The 15,287-nt window shown below is 61.4% G+C and carries 15 protein-coding genes and 1 tRNA gene; 9 read left to right on the plus strand and 7 right to left on the minus strand.

Features of this window, described 5'->3' with window-relative positions:
* Positions 1-3: 3 nt before the first annotated feature.
* The 4 genes from BM234_RS08430 to BM234_RS08445 are packed head-to-tail and all read right to left on the minus strand — an operon-like array spanning position 4 to position 4,701.
* A complete protein-coding gene (locus BM234_RS08430; protein ID WP_092063102.1) occupies positions 4-1,467 on the minus strand; it encodes an FGGY-family carbohydrate kinase in 1,464 nt (487 codons plus the stop codon).
* The gene (locus BM234_RS08435) at positions 1,464-2,417 is read right to left on the minus strand and encodes a transketolase family protein (protein ID WP_217645958.1); all 954 of its coding nucleotides are present in this window, start codon (positions 2,415-2,417) and stop codon (positions 1,464-1,466) included. Before BM234_RS08435 ends, BM234_RS08430 begins: the two co-directional genes overlap by 4 nt.
* The gene (locus BM234_RS08440) at positions 2,417-3,235 is read right to left on the minus strand and encodes a transketolase (protein ID WP_092063105.1); all 819 of its coding nucleotides are present in this window, start codon (positions 3,233-3,235) and stop codon (positions 2,417-2,419) included. The genes BM234_RS08435 and BM234_RS08440 overlap by 1 nt, the downstream gene beginning before the upstream one ends.
* Positions 3,235-4,701, minus strand: a complete 1,467-nt coding sequence (locus tag BM234_RS08445) for an L-fucose/L-arabinose isomerase family protein (RefSeq protein ID WP_092063108.1) — start codon at positions 4,699-4,701, stop codon at positions 3,235-3,237. Before BM234_RS08445 ends, BM234_RS08440 begins: the two co-directional genes overlap by 1 nt.
* 238 nt (positions 4,702-4,939) lie before the next feature.
* On the opposite strand from BM234_RS08445, the gene BM234_RS08450 reads away from it, so the two are divergent.
* The 5 genes from BM234_RS08450 (at position 4,940) to BM234_RS08470 (ending at position 10,019) form a co-directional block, all read left to right on the plus strand.
* Positions 4,940-5,878, plus strand: coding sequence for a D-ribose ABC transporter substrate-binding protein (locus BM234_RS08450; protein ID WP_092063111.1), 939 nt, complete (start codon positions 4,940-4,942; stop codon positions 5,876-5,878).
* 75 nt (positions 5,879-5,953) lie between these two features.
* A complete protein-coding gene (locus BM234_RS08455) occupies positions 5,954-6,580 on the plus strand; it encodes a DUF2291 family protein (protein ID WP_092063114.1) in 627 nt (208 codons plus the stop codon).
* Entirely contained in the window at positions 6,577-8,094 is a 1,518-nt protein-coding gene (locus BM234_RS08460; protein WP_092063117.1) for a sugar ABC transporter ATP-binding protein, read from the plus strand. Before BM234_RS08455 ends, BM234_RS08460 begins: the two co-directional genes overlap by 4 nt.
* Positions 8,091-9,149, plus strand: coding sequence for an ABC transporter permease (locus BM234_RS08465; protein ID WP_092063120.1), 1,059 nt, complete (start codon positions 8,091-8,093; stop codon positions 9,147-9,149). The genes BM234_RS08460 and BM234_RS08465 overlap by 4 nt, the downstream gene beginning before the upstream one ends.
* A 63-nt stretch (positions 9,150-9,212) precedes the next feature.
* Positions 9,213-10,019: a DeoR/GlpR family DNA-binding transcription regulator gene (locus tag BM234_RS08470; protein WP_175501227.1), complete on the plus strand. Its 807-nt coding sequence runs from the start codon at positions 9,213-9,215 to the stop codon at positions 10,017-10,019.
* A gap of 22 nt (positions 10,020-10,041) precedes the next feature.
* Here BM234_RS08470 and BM234_RS08475 read toward each other — a convergent pair whose 3' ends face one another.
* Positions 10,042-10,932 carry a LysR family transcriptional regulator gene (locus BM234_RS08475; RefSeq protein WP_092063123.1) on the minus strand — a complete coding sequence of 297 codons (891 nt, stop codon included), beginning with the start codon at positions 10,930-10,932 and terminating at the stop codon, positions 10,042-10,044.
* A 102-nt stretch (positions 10,933-11,034) separates the two neighbouring features.
* Between BM234_RS08475 and BM234_RS08480 the strand changes: the two genes are divergently transcribed.
* Positions 11,035-11,532, plus strand: a complete 498-nt coding sequence (locus tag BM234_RS08480; RefSeq protein ID WP_092063126.1) for a lactoylglutathione lyase family protein — start codon at positions 11,035-11,037, stop codon at positions 11,530-11,532.
* A gap of 196 nt (positions 11,533-11,728) precedes the next feature.
* Here BM234_RS08480 and BM234_RS08485 read toward each other — a convergent pair whose 3' ends face one another.
* Both BM234_RS08485 and hemE read right to left on the minus strand, forming a co-directional pair.
* Positions 11,729-12,550, minus strand: coding sequence for an LOG family protein (locus tag BM234_RS08485; protein ID WP_092063129.1), 822 nt, complete (start codon positions 12,548-12,550; stop codon positions 11,729-11,731).
* 53 nt (positions 12,551-12,603) lie between these two features.
* Entirely contained in the window at positions 12,604-13,638 is a 1,035-nt protein-coding gene (gene hemE, locus BM234_RS08490) for a uroporphyrinogen decarboxylase (RefSeq protein ID WP_092063132.1), read from the minus strand.
* 83 nt (positions 13,639-13,721) lie between these two features.
* Between hemE and hemC the strand changes: the two genes are divergently transcribed.
* The 3 genes from hemC to BM234_RS08505 all read left to right on the plus strand — a co-directional run bounded on the left by hemC (position 13,722) and on the right by BM234_RS08505 (position 15,287).
* Entirely contained in the window at positions 13,722-14,666 is a 945-nt protein-coding gene (gene hemC, locus BM234_RS08495) for a hydroxymethylbilane synthase (RefSeq protein ID WP_092063135.1), read from the plus strand.
* A gap of 63 nt (positions 14,667-14,729) precedes the next feature.
* A tRNA-Met gene (locus tag BM234_RS08500) sits at positions 14,730-14,806 on the plus strand.
* Between the two features lie 274 nt (positions 14,807-15,080).
* Complete coding sequence (locus BM234_RS08505) at positions 15,081-15,287, plus strand: helix-turn-helix transcriptional regulator (RefSeq protein WP_092063138.1); 207 nt, start codon at positions 15,081-15,083, stop codon at positions 15,285-15,287.

Here is a 15,287-nt window from a genome sequence, read left to right on the forward strand (position 1 = left end):
ACGTCACCTGTCTGATCGTGCTCGCTGTACCGCAGCTTTCCACGCCGCGCGCTGCCGGAGACGGTCAGATTCGCTCAGCGAGGGCATGAACCGGCGCATCTCCCCGGCTTCGGGGCGCGCAGGATGACCCAATAACCGCAACGCCATGGCCGCGACACCTCGCGCGCCCACTTCCGCCATATCGCGGCGGAGGACCGGACGCCCCAGAAGATCGACCTGAAGCTGCATCAGCCAGTCGTTCCCCGAGGCACCTCCATCGGCCTTGAGCGTCTCCAACCGCTGTCCGATATCACGCTCCATCGCCTCAAAGACATCCGCCACCTGATGGGCGATGGCTTCGAACGTGGCACGGGCGAGATGGGCGGGACGCGTTGCCAGTGTCAGACCGCCAATGATGCCTCGTGCGTGATCGTCCCAATGCGGCGCGCCAAGACCAGCCAAGGCGGGTACAAAGAAGACGCCACCCGTGTCCGGAACCGATCGCGCAAGATCGGACAGCTCAGCAGGGCTCGGGATTCCCAGAAGATCCGCCGCAAACGCCGCCGCCTGTGCCGAAACGGTGATATTTCCCTCGATGGCATGGGCCGTTTCCCCGCCCTCGCTCCAGGCGATGGTTCCGGACAGCCCATGAGACGATGCCACGCGCTTGGGCGTCAGGCTCATCAGCGACGACCCCGTGCCGAAGGTTGCCTTCACCTCCCCCGGTGCGCGCACGTCGTGTCCATAAAGCGCAGCGTGGCTGTCGCCCATAAGACATAGGATCGGCACCCCTTCGGGCAGGGCCGTGGCACCTGCGGCCGTTACTCCGAACCGGGAAGCGCTGGGCAGGGCCTTTGGCAAAACATTCAGAGGGGCACCAAAGATCTGTGCCAGGTCTTTCGACCAGTTGAGCTTCGCCGTGTCGAAAAGCTGCGTCCGCGAGGCATTCGAATGATCCGTCGCGAAGGCCGTTCCGCCCGTCAGCTTCCACAACAACCACGAATCCACTGTTCCGGCTCGCAGCCGACTTGAATCATGCAGTTCGGCGACTTCGGGAATATTCCGGATCGCCCAGCCCAGTTTCGATGCTGGAAACAGCGGATTGATACCAAGCCCCGTCGCCGCCTGGACGGTGGGACCATGACCTCCTGCTATCAGTGCCTCGCAATCCTGCGCGGTGCGGCGACATTGCCACAGGATCGCAGGACAAGGAGCCGGGCCGCCTGTCGCATCCCACAGGACGAGCGTCTCACGCTGGTTCGAAATCGCGAGCCCCGCAATGCCGTCTGGCCCCGCCTTTTGCACGATCTCCGCGATGGCGCCGACCACACTGGTCCAAATTTCATCCGCGGATTGTTCGGCCCAACCATCGTGGGGGTAATCTGTCCGCGTCGGCCTGCTGGCGCGGGCAATGGGAGAGAGGTCCGCGTCGAAGAGCACAGCCTTGGTGTTGGTCGTGCCCTGATCGATCGCGAGGATACGTGTCATGCGGAAAGGGTCGCGCGAACCTGTGCTGCGATCCCTTCGGCGGTCAGGCCGGCATCTTCGAACAACCGCTCGGCCGACCCCGTGGTGCGAAAGCCGTCAAATCCCATGCGGGTCACCCGGCAAGGGTGGTGCGATGCGGTCCATTCCGCAACCGCGCCGCCAAGCCCGCCCCGGACATGCGCCTCCTCGACGGTGACAATCGCCCCAGTCGCGGCGGCTTTGGCAAGTGCGTCCTCATCGAGCGGGTTGATCGTTGCGACATTCAGAACCCGTACAGATACACCTTCGGCCTGAAGCAGCTCTGCCGCGTCCCGCGCCAGATGCACACAGGTCCCGCAGGCGAGTATCGCCGCATCCGACCCGTCGCGCACCACCTCGGCCCGTCCGGGACGGAAACTGCGGTTCGCAATCTCCAGATCCGGCACTTTCATGCGGGAAATGCGCAGATAAACGGGCCCGTCATGCTCAGCCGCCCAACGAACGGCCTCGGCGGTTTCCCAACTGTCAGCAGGAACGATCACGGTGATCTGTCCAAGTTGCCGCAACCACCCCAGATCCTCGATCGAGTGATGCGTAGCCCCAAGCTCCCCATAGGCGACACCTGAGGATTGACCGACCAGCTTCACGTTGTACCCCGAATAGGCGACATCGGCCTTGATCTGTTCCAGCGCACGCCCGGTGAGGAAACAGCCCGCCGCCGAAACGAAAGGAACCTTGCCGCCATTGGCCAGCCCCGCACCGACACCCACCATGAGCTGTTCGGCGATGCCCACATTGACCGTCCGATCGGGAAAGGCCTTGGCGAACCCGTCAAGCTTGGACGAGCCCAGCGAGTCGTTGACCACGGCGACGATGCGTTCATCCCGCCCGGCAAGATCCGTCAGCGTTTCGGACCATGCGACTCGGCAATCCTGCGCCTTGGCCGGGGCGGATATAACTGTTTCGGACATTAGACCAACTCCTCCATGGCTTGGGCCAGTTGGGCATCAGTGGGAACGCCGTGGTGCCATTTGGCTTGATTCTCCATGTACGACACACCTTTGCCCTTCACTGTATTGGCGATCACCGCGCGGGGCCTCCCCGATGGTGCGGCGCCGAGCACTTCGAGCAATTGGGCGCAGTCATGGCCGTCGACCTCGAAAACTTCCCATCCGAAGGCCGCCCACTTTTCCGGAAGAGGGTCGAGCGAAGAGGTCTGTTCCGTACCTTGCCCCTGCTGCAGGCGGTTGCGGTCGATGATGACGGTCAGGTTTTCAAGTTTCCGATGGCCCGCCGTCATGGCCGCTTCCCAGTTCGACCCCTCTTGCATCTCCCCGTCCCCCGTCAGGACGAAGGTGCGGTACTCCGCTCCGTCGATCTGCCCCGCAATCGCGATCCCCACCGCAATGGGCAGCCCATGCCCCAGCGGGCCGGTATTGGCCTCCACCCCGGGAAGATATTGCCGGTTGGGGTGGCCATTCAGCTTTGATCCGGGTTGCATATAGGTATCCAGCCACTCTTCGGGGTAGTATCCCGCCCGGCACAACGCCGTATAAAGAACCCCGGTCGCATGACCCTTGGACATGACAAAGCGGTCACGGTCGGGTTTGCGTGGCAGGTCGGCATCATAGCGCAGCACACCGAAGAACAGCGTTGCCACGATATCCGTCGCCGAAAAGTCGCCACCGGGATGCCCAAGCTGCGCGGCATGCACCATCTGAAAGGCGCGGCGACGCATCCACAGAGCGTTATCGCGGATTGTCGCGACGGTGTTCGAGCGATCCATCATCAAGACCTCCGGGGGTGGAACAGTTGCGGTTCTGGGGGCGTGTCGTGATCGTAAAACGGCCAGCCGAGATAGCGGTTCATCGCTTCGTTCAGGATCGCCGCGTGGTGACCGCGCACCATGGCGACGTGATGCTCAAACCCCTGTTGCGTCACGAACCCCATCAACTGCCGCAGTCGCGGCACGCGGCAAACGGCAATGCCGCCATCCATGGCATAAGGATCATCGGTGAACTCCCCCTCACCCACATAGGCCTTCATCATGCCGTTGGTGTCATCGGATGAGACCCGGAAATACGTCATCGGGCCGGCCCGGACCTTGCCCTTCACCGCGCCGAAACACTTGGAACGCCCGAGCGCCTCACCAAGCACGTCCAGTTCGCCAATCTCCGGCGTATCGCCGATGAAGGACTTGGGGAAATTCCCGCAATGCGTCGCGACGACCATGTCCTCCTCACGCGCATAGTTGTTATTCCAGTCGAGGATCGCCGGAGGCGCTTCCGACGCCAGTGCCAGCATGTACATCGAGAGCCCGCCCATGATGTCGACTTCGCAGGCGGAGGGCATCAATTCCTCCCCCATCATCGACATGGTAACGCAGGTGGCGCAGCCGAAATTGTCCTGAAGGGCGCTCCAGCACTGGATCGCCGAGGCGTCACATTCGTTCTCTTCGATCCAGCGGTTCACAGTGGCGGTCCACTTGGCTTGCCGTGTGAGTTGGTCGTTCGTGATATGGGGGGCGATGCGACCGTAGGCGCGGATCTTTTCGATCTTCTCGCGTACATCCGGGTCATCGTCCGCCAGTTTTCCGGCACGCCCCATGAGTTCCGAAAGGTCCACCGTGACAACAGTGACACCGGCGCGCTGCAACAGCTTTTCAGAGTACCGCATCGTCTGAAACGGCGCGGTACGCGCACCAATCGCCCCGAGGCGGGCGCCGCGCACGCCGCCCACGACCCGGCAAACCCCGACGAAGCGCCGCAGATCCTCGCGAAATTCCTCCGACGTGATGTCGGAAGTGTGGTGCGACGGTTCGGTAAAGGGGACGCCATATTGGTAGAAATTGTTGGTAACACTGATCTTGCCGCACCACGCATCCCTGCGCGAAAGAACGTCGACCTGATCGTTTTCGTCGTTTGAGGCCTGCAGGAGGATCGGCACGTCGAGCTTGGCACGATTGATCAACTCGGCGACTGCGATCTCATCCCCGAAGTTCGGCAGACAGATGACAAGGCCGTCGATCTCCTCGGACCGCTCGCGGAACAGGCTGGCATAAAGCCGCGCGTCCTCGATCGACTGAACCGCCCCGTTGGCCGTGGCCTCAAAGGGCAGCGTGACGATGTTCACGCCCAGCTTTTCAAGCTCGGCTGTAATCTCCTCCCGAGCCACGCGGCACGGCGCGGGGCTGAAGAAGGCGCGGCTTCCAATGACCACACCCAAGGTGATCTTGCGCCCGACGATCCTGCTCATGGGCTCCTCCCTCACGACCATCTTTCGTTTGCTTTCGTTTCATTGGGTAGATCGCAATATCGATCAATGCAAGGCCCATTTTTCCATTCATTGCTTTCGACTAAGCCCGCTTTGGCAGCATATTGACACCCACACTCGCACAACAACAGTATTGACAGAAAGTTTTTCTTTCGATTTCTTTCGTTGTGGAGGAGTGGCGCAAACTTGTGCCAAATTTTCAAACGGGAGGACTCCAGTCATGAAACGTCGTCACTTAATCGCGAGCGCCGCGACAGTCGCGCTCATCATGCCTTTTGCGGCATTCGCACAGGGCAAGGGCACCATCGGGATCGTAACCCCCAGCCACGACAACCCCTTCTTCAAGGCCGAAGCCGATGGCGCGGCGGCCAAAGCCGCTGAACTTGGCTATGAAACCATGGTTCTGACCCATGACGACGATCCGAACCGCCAGTCGGAGATCTATGACACGCTGATCGCACAGGGCGTCTCGGCGATCATCCTCGACAATGCCGGTGCCGACGCATCCGTCGCGCCCATCCGGCGTGCCAAGGAAGCGGGCATTCCGTCCTTCCTCATCGACCGGGAAATCACCGAGTCGGGTGTCGCAGTCAGCCAGATCGTGTCCAACAACTATCAGGGCGCACAGCTTGGGGCCGAGGAATTCGTCGCCCTCATGGGGGAAAGCGGCGAATACGCGGAGCTGCTGGGCAAGGAATCCGACACCAACGCCGGCATCCGCAGCTCCGGCTATCACGACGTGATCGACCAATACCCCGATATGACGATGGTCGCGCAGCAATCGGCCAACTGGTCCCAGACCGAGGCCTATACCGTCATGGAATCGATGCTGCAGGCCAACCCCGGCATCAAGGGCGTCATCTCCGGCAATGACACGATGGCGATGGGTGCCTGGGCCGCGCTGGAAGCGGCGGGGCGCACGGATGTGATCGTGGTCGGCTTTGACGGCTCCAACGATGTGCGCGACTCGATCGCGAACGGGGGCATCAAGGCCACGGTCCTTCAGCCAGCCTATCGTCAGGCGGAACTCGCGGTGGAACAGGCCGACACCTATCTGACCAATGGCTCCACCGGCCTTGAGGAGAAGCAGTTGATGGACTGCGTCCTCATCAACGCGGACAACGCAGGACAGCTCGAAACCTTCGCCCTGTCCAACTGATCGCGCCAGAACGGCGGGGCGGCCCTATGGTCGTCGCCCCGACCTGTTCCTCCTTCGGCCCACGGGGACCCGCTCATGATCCGCACCCTCGCCATCGCTGCCCTTGTGGCGCTGCCGCTCACTGCGTGCAAAATCGTCAAGAAGGCCGACGACGCCGACGCCGTCCCGCAGGACGATGCGAGCCGTATGGCAGCGCTGGTCGAAGCAGATTGGGATGAGCGCATCCTCCCCGCCCTTTCGGATACAGCCAACCCGGCAGAAGACGTACTCGCACTGGTCGGGTCGGATTTCGCCGCAGCAGAAGACCGATACGGCATCGGTGGTTCCGAAGGGGCCCCGAGCAACTTCGTGGTGACCGGAACCGGGACCGTCATCGACGCCAATCTGGAAAGCCGCGCCGCGCGCCTCGATGTCGATATAGACGGCGATGGCGAAGCGGACTCTCAGATTCAGTTGGGCCCTGTCATACGCGGCACGGCGCTGCGCGACACACTGGATTTCTATGTGTTTACCGATTTCCGTGACCAGATCGAATTCGCGAAACTCGCCCGCGCGCTCAATGATGCCGCGCATTCATCCCTTGAGCCCGCCCCAGCGCCGGTAGTCGGCCAAACCGTCACCTTCACCGGCGCATTCACCCTCGCCAAGGCGGGCGACCCCGCCCAGATCGTTCCCGTCCGTTTGTCTTGGGGGGCGGAATGACCGACCACCCTATCGGCCTGTCCATCCGCGATGGTGTGAAGGTGTATCCGGGCACGCGCGCGCTCAAGAGTGTGGACTTTGACGTGCGCATGGGTGCCGTCAACGTCCTTGTCGGAGAGAACGGCGCAGGCAAATCAACACTTATGAAGGTCATTGCAGGTGTCGAAGGCCTGACCGAAGGACGCATCGAGATGGAGGGACAGGCGGTTTCCTTTTCCACCAAAATCGACGCAGAGCGCGCCGGAATTGGCATCGTCTTTCAGGAGTTGAACCTCTTTCCCGACCTGTCGATCACCGAGAACATCTTCATCGGGCGCGAGCGCACCCATCTGGGCCATATCGACCGGGCCGAGCAACGCCGCATCGCACAGGAGCTTATGGCGCGTCTGGAGCAGGACATCGATGTCGATCAACCCCTCGGCAACCTTCGGATCGGGCAGCAGCAGATCGTGGAGATCGCGAAGGCCCTGAACGAAAAGGCGCGCATCCTGATCCTGGATGAACCGACATCCGCATTGTCGCAAACCGAGGTAGACGTTCTTTTTCGCGTGGTGGGAGAGCTTCGCCGCCAAGGTGTCGGCATCGTCTATATCAGTCACCGGCTCGAGGAACTCATCCGCATCGGGGATTACATCACGGTCCTGCGCGACGGAGAGATTACGGGGGCGCAGCCAATGCAGGGCGTCGATATCCCGTGGATCGTACACGCAATGATCGGCGACGCGTCAAAAGACTTCCCACCCCGGGCCGATACGATCGGCGAAGAGGTTTTCCGCGCCGAAGCCGTAACCTTGCCCCGAGAGGCAGGGGGCCTTGCCGTCGATCACGTCAGCCTGTCGGTCAAGGCCGGAGAAATCGTGGGCATCTACGGCTTGATGGGCGCGGGCCGCAGCGAGTTTCTGGAATGCGTCCTCGGGTTGCACCCCCATGCGGGGGGCGAAATGTGGCTCGACGGGGTGCCCATTGGGCCGCCCGACGTCTCCAAGCGTATCGACCGAGGGGTCGCCCTGATCCCGGAGGACCGAAAACGCGACGGATTGGTACAGATCATGGCCATCCGCGAGAACATGACGCTTTCTTCCTTGCGGCGGTTCACCCGCGGGGTCCACCTGAGCCTGAAGCGGGAGGCCGAAACCGTCCGCGATTTCGTTGCCCGGCTGGGAATAAAGATCGCCAGTTCAGAACATCCGGTTTCCAGCCTCTCGGGCGGCAACCAACAAAAAGTCGTCATCTCCAAGGCGTTGATGACCTCGCCCCGCATCCTGCTGATGGATGAGCCTTCACGCGGGATCGACATTGGAGCAAAGGCCGAAGTGTTTCGCACCATGCGCAGCCTCGCCGAAGAGGGTCTTGCCATCCTGTTTGTCACCTCGGACCTCGAAGAGGTCACCGGTCTTTCTGATCGGATCATCGTCATGGCGCGGGGGAAGATTACCGGAAAATTCGACGGAACGACGGCCCGAATGGCCGACATCGTCGAAGCCGCACAAGTCAAGAAGGACGTAGCCGCATGAGTGCGATCGACACTGGCCCCAACGGGGCATCGGCCCAGAACCTGCTGCTTTTGCTACTGAAAGCTCGCACCTTTATCGCGCTGATCGTGGTGTTCGTGTTCTTTGCCGCGGCGGCTCCGAACTTCCTGACCACGGCCAACATGATCATCATGGCCAAACACGTCGCGCTCAACGCCTTTCTCGCCATCGGTATGACCTTCGTGATCATCACCGGCGGGATCGATCTTTCGGTGGGCTCCATCGTTGGGCTCTGCGGGATGGTCGCGGGCTATCTGCTCTTGAACGGCGTCGATCTGGGGTATGCGTGGACGATACAGTTCAACACCTTCGAAATTGGCCTGATCACAATTCTGGTGGGGGTTCTCGTCGGAGTCGTCAACGGTGTCCTGATCACGAGGCTGAACGTCGCGCCCTTCATCGCCACTCTGGGAACGCTCTATGTCGCGCGCGGGCTGGCGCTTCTGTCCTCGTCCGGCTCGACCTTTCCGAACCTATCGGGCAACGCCGAGTGGGGTTCTGATACCTTTCGCTGGATCGGGGCGGGGAGCATCCTCGGGATTCCGGTTTCCATCTGGATGCTGATCCTCGTCGCTTGCGGGGCTGCCTATGTGGCGCGCAACACGCCGCTTGGGCGGCACATCTATGCAGTTGGCGGAAATGAGCGGGGCGCGTCGCTGTCGGGCGTAAAGGTCAAGCGCGTTAAGATGTACGTTTATATGTTCTCAGGCTTTTGTGCCGCTCTTGTGGGGTTGATCATCGCCTCGCAGCTTCAGGCCGCGCATCCCGCGACAGGAGAGACCTTCGAGTTGAACGCGATTGCGGCGGCGGTGCTGGGCGGCACGTCCATGTCCGGGGGGCGCGGGCGCATCTTCGGAACGATCGTAGGTGCCTTCGTGATCGGCATCCTGTCGGACGGGTTGGTGATGATGGGGGTCTCTACCTTCTGGCAGACCGTCATCAAGGGGCTGGTGATCATCGCCGCCGTTGTGGTCGATCAAGCGCAAAGCCGGTTCGAAGCTCGTGTGGTTCTTCGTCAACAAGCGGCGATGCGTTGATCCCCGGCCACTTTTGCTACAGATGGTCCAGACAAACAGGCGAAGAAGTCGCGAAAGGGCGCAATGACAAAGGCCGGACCAACACGGGCAAAGACACGCGGCGGATTGCTGTCGGAAACCCGCCGACGCCGCATCCTCGATTGGCTGGAGGAGGAAGGATCGGCCCGCGTCCGCGATCTGGCGGAGGCCTTTACCGTTTCGGACGTGACGATCAGGCAGGATCTCGAACGTCTGGAGGCCGAGGGCCATATCACCCGCGAATATGGCGGGGCCTATCTCAACAACGTGGCAAGTCAGGTCGCATCGCTCTCGCTTCAGCACAGCGAAAACATGGACAAGAAGCGCCGCATTGGCGCATTGGCGGCCTCGCTCGTCTCTGATGGCGAAACGCTCATCCTTGATGCAGGCTCCACCACCACAGAGATCGCCACGCGCCTGACTGACAAGCGTGATCTGACCGTCATCACCAATGCGCTCAATATCGCCATCATTCTCGGCGCAGTCCCGAGCGTCGCAGTACATCTGCCGGGCGGACAGTTCAAACCGCCAACCCTGTCCGTCTCCGGCGACAAGGCGGTGGAGTACCTGTCCGATGTCTTTGCCGGCAAGCTGTTCCTCGCCACGGCGGGTGTCTCTATCGATACCGGGCTAACCTATCCGAGTTTCGCGGATTTGCAGTTGAAGCAGGCGATGATCGCGGCCGCTAACAAAACGATCCTTGTCGCCGATTCGACCAAGATCAACCTGTCGTCCTTTACGCGCCTCAACACTCTCGAGGTTGTGGACACGTTCATCACCGACGACGGCATAAAGGATCGCGACGCGCAAGCCTTCGAAGCACTCGGCATCGAGGTCATGATCGCCGTCTAGGGTCGTGGCCACTTCAGCCCGCCTATCCCAATTCTGCTGCGAGCTTGCGCACCAGATCCATCAACTGTGCCAGACGTGCCGTCCGGGCGATCCCGCGCCTCGATATCGCCCATAGTTCATGATGCCTACGGTGCGGCAATTCCACGGTACACAGGCGGTCTCTTTGGGCGAAAGCCTCCACCCCGCTCCGGGGGAGGAGTGTGTACCCCAGACCTTGCGCAACCGGATAGGGAATTTGGCCGATTTGGTTGATCTCCGTACGGATGTTGAGGCGATCCGCTCCTTTGAACCGCTCAGGAAAGTTTTCCGCGAACAACTCGTCCGCATAGGAATACCCGTCCGGGTGCGCCACAAGCCCCCGCGCCTCAAGCCCATCGAACGTCACGGCTTCCCCCTTCGCAGAGGCGGGCAGCACGAGGCAAAGCTCTTCCCGTCCGATACGCTCGGCATCGAGGCGCGGATGACCGGGCTCCTGCCCCACCACCCCAAGATCGAACCGGTTGTCGAGCACCCCCGCCACGATCCCGGATCTGGGCGTCGCTTCAAGATGCACGACAAGCTGCGGCGCCCATCGCATCAGATCCACGATGCGCGGATAGAGCAACATCGCGAAACTGCCCGAACAGGCGATCCGAACTTCCCCAACGTCGGGATCATCCTTGGCAATGACTTCGCGCAGATGACGCTCTTCCGCGCGCCGTGATAGGCCCAGATCCCTGACGGCCCTCCCCGCGGGCGTGAGTACAAAGCTTTTCCCGTCACGTGCGATAAGCGCTTGGCCGACCTGATTCTCGAGTTTGCGCAGATGCTGCGACACGCCCGGCTGGGTCATGTTGAGACGCTCTGCCGTTCGGGTGAAATGGCCCGTTTCGGTCAATACGACAAATGTCTCGAGCCACGTGGCATTCAGCATTAAATCATCATCTCACGTAATGATTTTTATACAATATGATAATTTTTAGTTTCGACACAACACCCCTACCTTGTCGTCAGACCCAGACACAAGGAAACTGACATGGCTCCCACCCCCCGTACCTTTTCGCACATCGGCCTCTCCGTCCCTGACGTTGACAAGGCCGTGAATTTCTACGCTGAGGTCATGGGCTTTTATGTCCTTATGGCCCCGAGCGACGTGGTCGAGGACGACAGCGCAATCGGCATGATGTGCACCGATGTGTTTGGCCCGGGCTGGTCGAAGCTGCGCATTGCGCATCTCTCCACTGCCGATGGCATCGGGATCGAACTCTTCGAATTTGCCGGGAACGAAAAACCGGAGGAAAACTTCAACTATCGGCGGCACGGCACTTTTCACTTCGCCATACAGGACCCCAACCTCGAAAGCCTGCTGGAAAAGATCGTCGCGGCAGGCGGCAAACAACGGATGCCCGTGCGAGAATATTTCCCCCAAGAGAAGCCCTATCGCATGGTCTATGTGGAGGACCCTTTCGGCGTCGTCTTCGAGCTTTACAGCCACAGCTATGAATTGACCTATTCAGCCGGAGCCTATTCCTGAATTCCGATTTGAGGGTCCGCAGGTGATTGCGGGCCCGTCCGCTGCCGAGAGGTCGATTCTAGCGGCTCTGGCGCCCCCCCCGAAACCGGCGGCGTAAGTCACCGCTCTAGCCGGTCTGCGCGCGTGATCCGGTAGGGAATTCTACGACAGAGAGATGGAGCGCCAAAGCAAGCTCATTAGGTGGGCCGCAATCCGGTTAGTCACGCCCCCATGTTTCGATCGCGTCTATCGCCTCTTCAGCCGTTTCGACGAACCGAAACAGCGACAGATCCGCGTCAGAGATCGTCCCTGCCTCTGCCAACGCTTCGAAATTTATGACGCGATCCCAGAATTCCCGCCCGAACAGCAACACTGGCACACGCTCCATCCGCCCGGTCTGGATCAAGGTAAGCGCCTCGAACAGTTCATCCATCGTTCCGAACCCACCGGGGAAGATACAGATCGCCTCCGCACGCAGGAGGAAGTGCATCTTGCGCAGGCCGAAATAGTGGAAGTTAAAGCATAGTTCAGGCGTCACATAGGGGTTCGGGGCCTGTTCATGGGGCAGAACGACGTTGAGGCCGATGCTGCGTCCGCCCGCGTCTGCCGCCCCTCGATTCCCCGCCTCCATGACGCCGGGGCCGCCCCCTGTCACGATTACATGGGTCGGTTGATCGCCCCCTTCGCGCATCCCCTTTTCTGTCACAAGTCGGGCAAAGCGGCGCGCCTGATCGTAGTATTTGGTCAGTTCGGCAAGGTACGGAGTGCGCGCGCTTTCCTTCTGGGCCGGATCGGGAATGCGGGCCCCGCCAAAGAGCACAATGGTTCTTTGGATGCCCATCTCTTGTAGCGCCAATTCCGGCTTGAGCATTTCCAGCTGCAAGCGCACCGGGCGAAGCTCTTCACGCCCGATGAAATCGGGATCGTCAAACGCAAGCCGATAGGCTGGTGCCCGAGTCTGGGCCGTGTCTGGAATCTGGCGCGCGGCATCGCGATCTTCGTCCGCGTCCGGAAAAGGAGAAGGGCGGTCGTTCGTCATGCGAAGCTCCTGAAATGCCTGACAAGCCTAGCGGCTCTTGGCGCTTTGGCCAATCACGCGTTGCGGACGGTCTCCATCATCAGCGCGACGTTTTCAGGATCGGCATCCGGGGTAATCCCGTGTCCGAGGTTGAAGATATGCGGCCCTCCGCGAAAAGCCTCCACGATCGCGCGTGTCTCGTCGATAAGAGCCTGCCCTCCGGTCACCATATGACCGGGCGCGAGATTGCCCTGGACACACCCGTCACGCTGAACATGCTCAACCGCCCAATCGCGGGGCAGATCGCTGTCGAGCGCAACGCAATCCGCACCCGTGGCCTTGGCGAACCCGTCATAGCGTTCCTTGGCTTGCCGCGGGAATGCGATGACAGGAATGGTTGGGTGCCGCTCTTTGAGCGCCGAGATGATCGCCTTGGTCGGTTCCAGTGCGTACCGGTCAAAATCCGCTCCCTTGAGCGATCCGGCCCAGCTGTCGAAAAGCTTCACCGCTTCGGCACCGGCGTCGATCTGGGCCGAAAGGTACTCGACCGTGGCCGCCGTAATCCGGTCGATGAGCCGGGAGAATAGCTCTGGCTGCGCATCCTTGAGCGCATGGGCCGGGCCCTGATCCGGGGTGCCGCGCCCTGCTACCATGTATGTCGCAACCGTCCATGGCGCCCCGGCGAACCCGATCAGAGGGACCTCGGGGGGCAATTCACGCGACAGGATCTTGACCGTCTCATAAACCGGGGAAAGCGTTTCATGCACAGCGTCAGCAGGTTTGAGCGCATCGAAATCCGCAGCCTCGTCGATCGTGGAGAGACGCGGCCCCTCACCGGTCACGAACCAAAGCTCCGCGCCAAGCGCCTGAGGCACGAGCAATATGTCCGCAAACAGGATCGCGGCATCGAACCCGAAACGCCGGATGGGCTGCAGCGTCACTTCCGCAGCCAGATCGGGCGTGTAGCACAGGCTCAGGAAATCCCCCGCCTTGGCGCGCGTCGCCTTGTACTCCGGCAGGTATCGCCCGGCTTGCCGCATCATCCAGACGGGCGGTGTCGCCTGTGTTTCACCGGCCAGAGCGCGCAGCAGTTTTTTGGATGTGCTCATGTTTGTCCTCGTCTATGCTCGCGCCCGTCGTCTCCGGGGGGGCGCCGAAAGTCAACCCGGGCAGCAAACCTATAAGGACCGTCATGCCCTCAACTCCTTCGCCAGACTCCCCCCTTCGCATCGGTACGCGCGGCTCCCCGCTGGCACTGGCACAGGCCGAAGAGACGGCGCGCCGGCTGGGCGAGGCGTTTTCGCTGCCCGCCGAGGCGTTCGAGATCGTCGTGATCCGCACCACGGGCGACCGGATCATCGACCGACCGCTCAAGGATATCGGCGGCAAGGGCTTGTTCACCCGCGAGATCGAAGAAGCGCTACTTGGCGGGGAGATCGACATTGCGGTTCACTCCATGAAGGACATGCCGACCCTGCAACCTGAGGGCCTCGTTCTTGATACCTATTTGCCGCGCGAGGATCCTTGCGACGGGTTCGTATCCGACCAGTATGCGGGATTGGCGGAGATGCCGCAGGGAAGCGTGGTCGGCACTTCGAGCCTGCGTCGCAAGGCACAAGTTCTGAACCGGCGGCCCGATCTCACGGTGGTAGAGTTTCGCGGCAACGTCCAGACACGGCTGCGCAAGCTGGCGGACGGCGTGGCGACCTGTACCTTTCTCGCGATGGCGGGCCTCAACAGGTTGGAGATGTCTCATATCGCCCGCGCCCGCGTCCGGGCCGAAGAGATGCTGCCCGCCGTGGGTCAGGGCGCGATCGGGATAGAGAGGCGTATCAACGACGGCGCCACCGCCGAGCTTCTGGCCGCGATCCACGATACCCCGACCTCGCACGCGCTCTCTGCGGAGCGCGCGTTTCTCGCTGAACTCGACGGGTCGTGCGAAACGCCGATTGCCGGGCTTGCCCTTCTGGATGGGGATGAGCTTTGGCTGCGCGGAGAAGTGCTGCGCCCCGATGGCTCCGAGCGACTGGATGCCGAAGGCCGGGTTCCCATCGCCGATGGCCCCGAGCTTGGCCGCCGCCTGGCGCGAGAGCTTCTCTCCGCCACCTCGCCGGGTTTCTTCGATTGGCGCGATTGATGGGTAGGCGGGGAGAAATGTGCTTGACGCGCCCCTCCCCCTGCCTTACGTGAGCCGCGTCGTGGCGGAGTAGCTCAGGTGGTTAGAGCAGCGGAATCATAATCCGCGTGTCGGGGGTTCAAGTCCCTCCTCCGCTACCATTTTTTCCCAATGTTTTCGGCGACTTCCTCCTATATGGGGGTGATCTCCGCATGACGGAAACCCTTCTGGGGTGGCGCCGGGGTGGCGAGATCGCGAACCTACTTTCCAGCGTCCGATTCCACGAGCGGAACAATCCGATGGGAGTGTGGTCGCGGCAAGACCTCTCCGCTTCCCACAAGCCCCAAAGTTTTTTTCGCGGGACGCATGCCGATTTCCTTTTGGCCTTCACAAGACGGTCCAATCTCCCCTCAGCATAGAGACAAGGAGATCATCATGCATACCACTTCCCCCGCCGCCGATTCCCTGATTGGAATCGCCACACTCGCGGAGATCCTCCAGCGGTCGCGCGCCAGCATCTACCGGGACATCAAGAACAAGACGCTCCCGAAGCCTTTGAAGCTGGGCAACTCCTCCCGCTGGAGGCTGTCTGAGGTCATGGCGTTTATTGACCGGCTCTCCGAAGATCGTGACGAGGACTGA

Origin of the sequence: Poseidonocella pacifica, assembly GCF_900111875.1 — a bacterium.
Lineage (GTDB): Bacteria > Pseudomonadota > Alphaproteobacteria > Rhodobacterales > Rhodobacteraceae > Poseidonocella > Poseidonocella pacifica.

Excerpts from the sequence above, each read along its gene's own strand:
- BM234_RS08460 (WP_092063117.1), top strand. The coding sequence starts at position 6,577 with ATGACCGACCACCCTATCGGCCTGTCCATCCGCGATGGTGTGAAGGTG.
- BM234_RS08470 (WP_175501227.1), top strand. The coding sequence starts at position 9,213 with ATGACAAAGGCCGGACCAACACGGGCAAAGACACGCGGCGGATTGCTG.
- BM234_RS08475 (WP_092063123.1), bottom strand. The coding sequence starts at position 10,932 with ATGCTGAATGCCACGTGGCTCGAGACATTTGTCGTATTGACCGAAACG.
- BM234_RS08440 (WP_092063105.1), bottom strand. The coding sequence starts at position 3,235 with ATGATGGATCGCTCGAACACCGTCGCGACAATCCGCGATAACGCTCTG.
- hemE (WP_092063132.1), bottom strand. The coding sequence starts at position 13,638 with ATGAGCACATCCAAAAAACTGCTGCGCGCTCTGGCCGGTGAAACACAG.
- BM234_RS08465 (WP_092063120.1), top strand. The coding sequence starts at position 8,091 with ATGAGTGCGATCGACACTGGCCCCAACGGGGCATCGGCCCAGAACCTG.
- BM234_RS08485 (WP_092063129.1), bottom strand. The coding sequence starts at position 12,550 with ATGACGAACGACCGCCCTTCTCCTTTTCCGGACGCGGACGAAGATCGC.
- BM234_RS08480 (WP_092063126.1), top strand. The coding sequence starts at position 11,035 with ATGGCTCCCACCCCCCGTACCTTTTCGCACATCGGCCTCTCCGTCCCT.
- BM234_RS08505 (WP_092063138.1), top strand. The coding sequence starts at position 15,081 with ATGCATACCACTTCCCCCGCCGCCGATTCCCTGATTGGAATCGCCACA.
- BM234_RS08430 (WP_092063102.1), bottom strand. The coding sequence starts at position 1,467 with ATGACACGTATCCTCGCGATCGATCAGGGCACGACCAACACCAAGGCT.
- BM234_RS08450 (WP_092063111.1), top strand. The coding sequence starts at position 4,940 with ATGAAACGTCGTCACTTAATCGCGAGCGCCGCGACAGTCGCGCTCATC.
- BM234_RS08445 (WP_092063108.1), bottom strand. The coding sequence starts at position 4,701 with ATGAGCAGGATCGTCGGGCGCAAGATCACCTTGGGTGTGGTCATTGGA.
- BM234_RS08455 (WP_092063114.1), top strand. The coding sequence starts at position 5,954 with ATGATCCGCACCCTCGCCATCGCTGCCCTTGTGGCGCTGCCGCTCACT.
- BM234_RS08435 (WP_217645958.1), bottom strand. The coding sequence starts at position 2,417 with ATGTCCGAAACAGTTATATCCGCCCCGGCCAAGGCGCAGGATTGCCGA.
- hemC (WP_092063135.1), top strand. The coding sequence starts at position 13,722 with ATGCCCTCAACTCCTTCGCCAGACTCCCCCCTTCGCATCGGTACGCGC.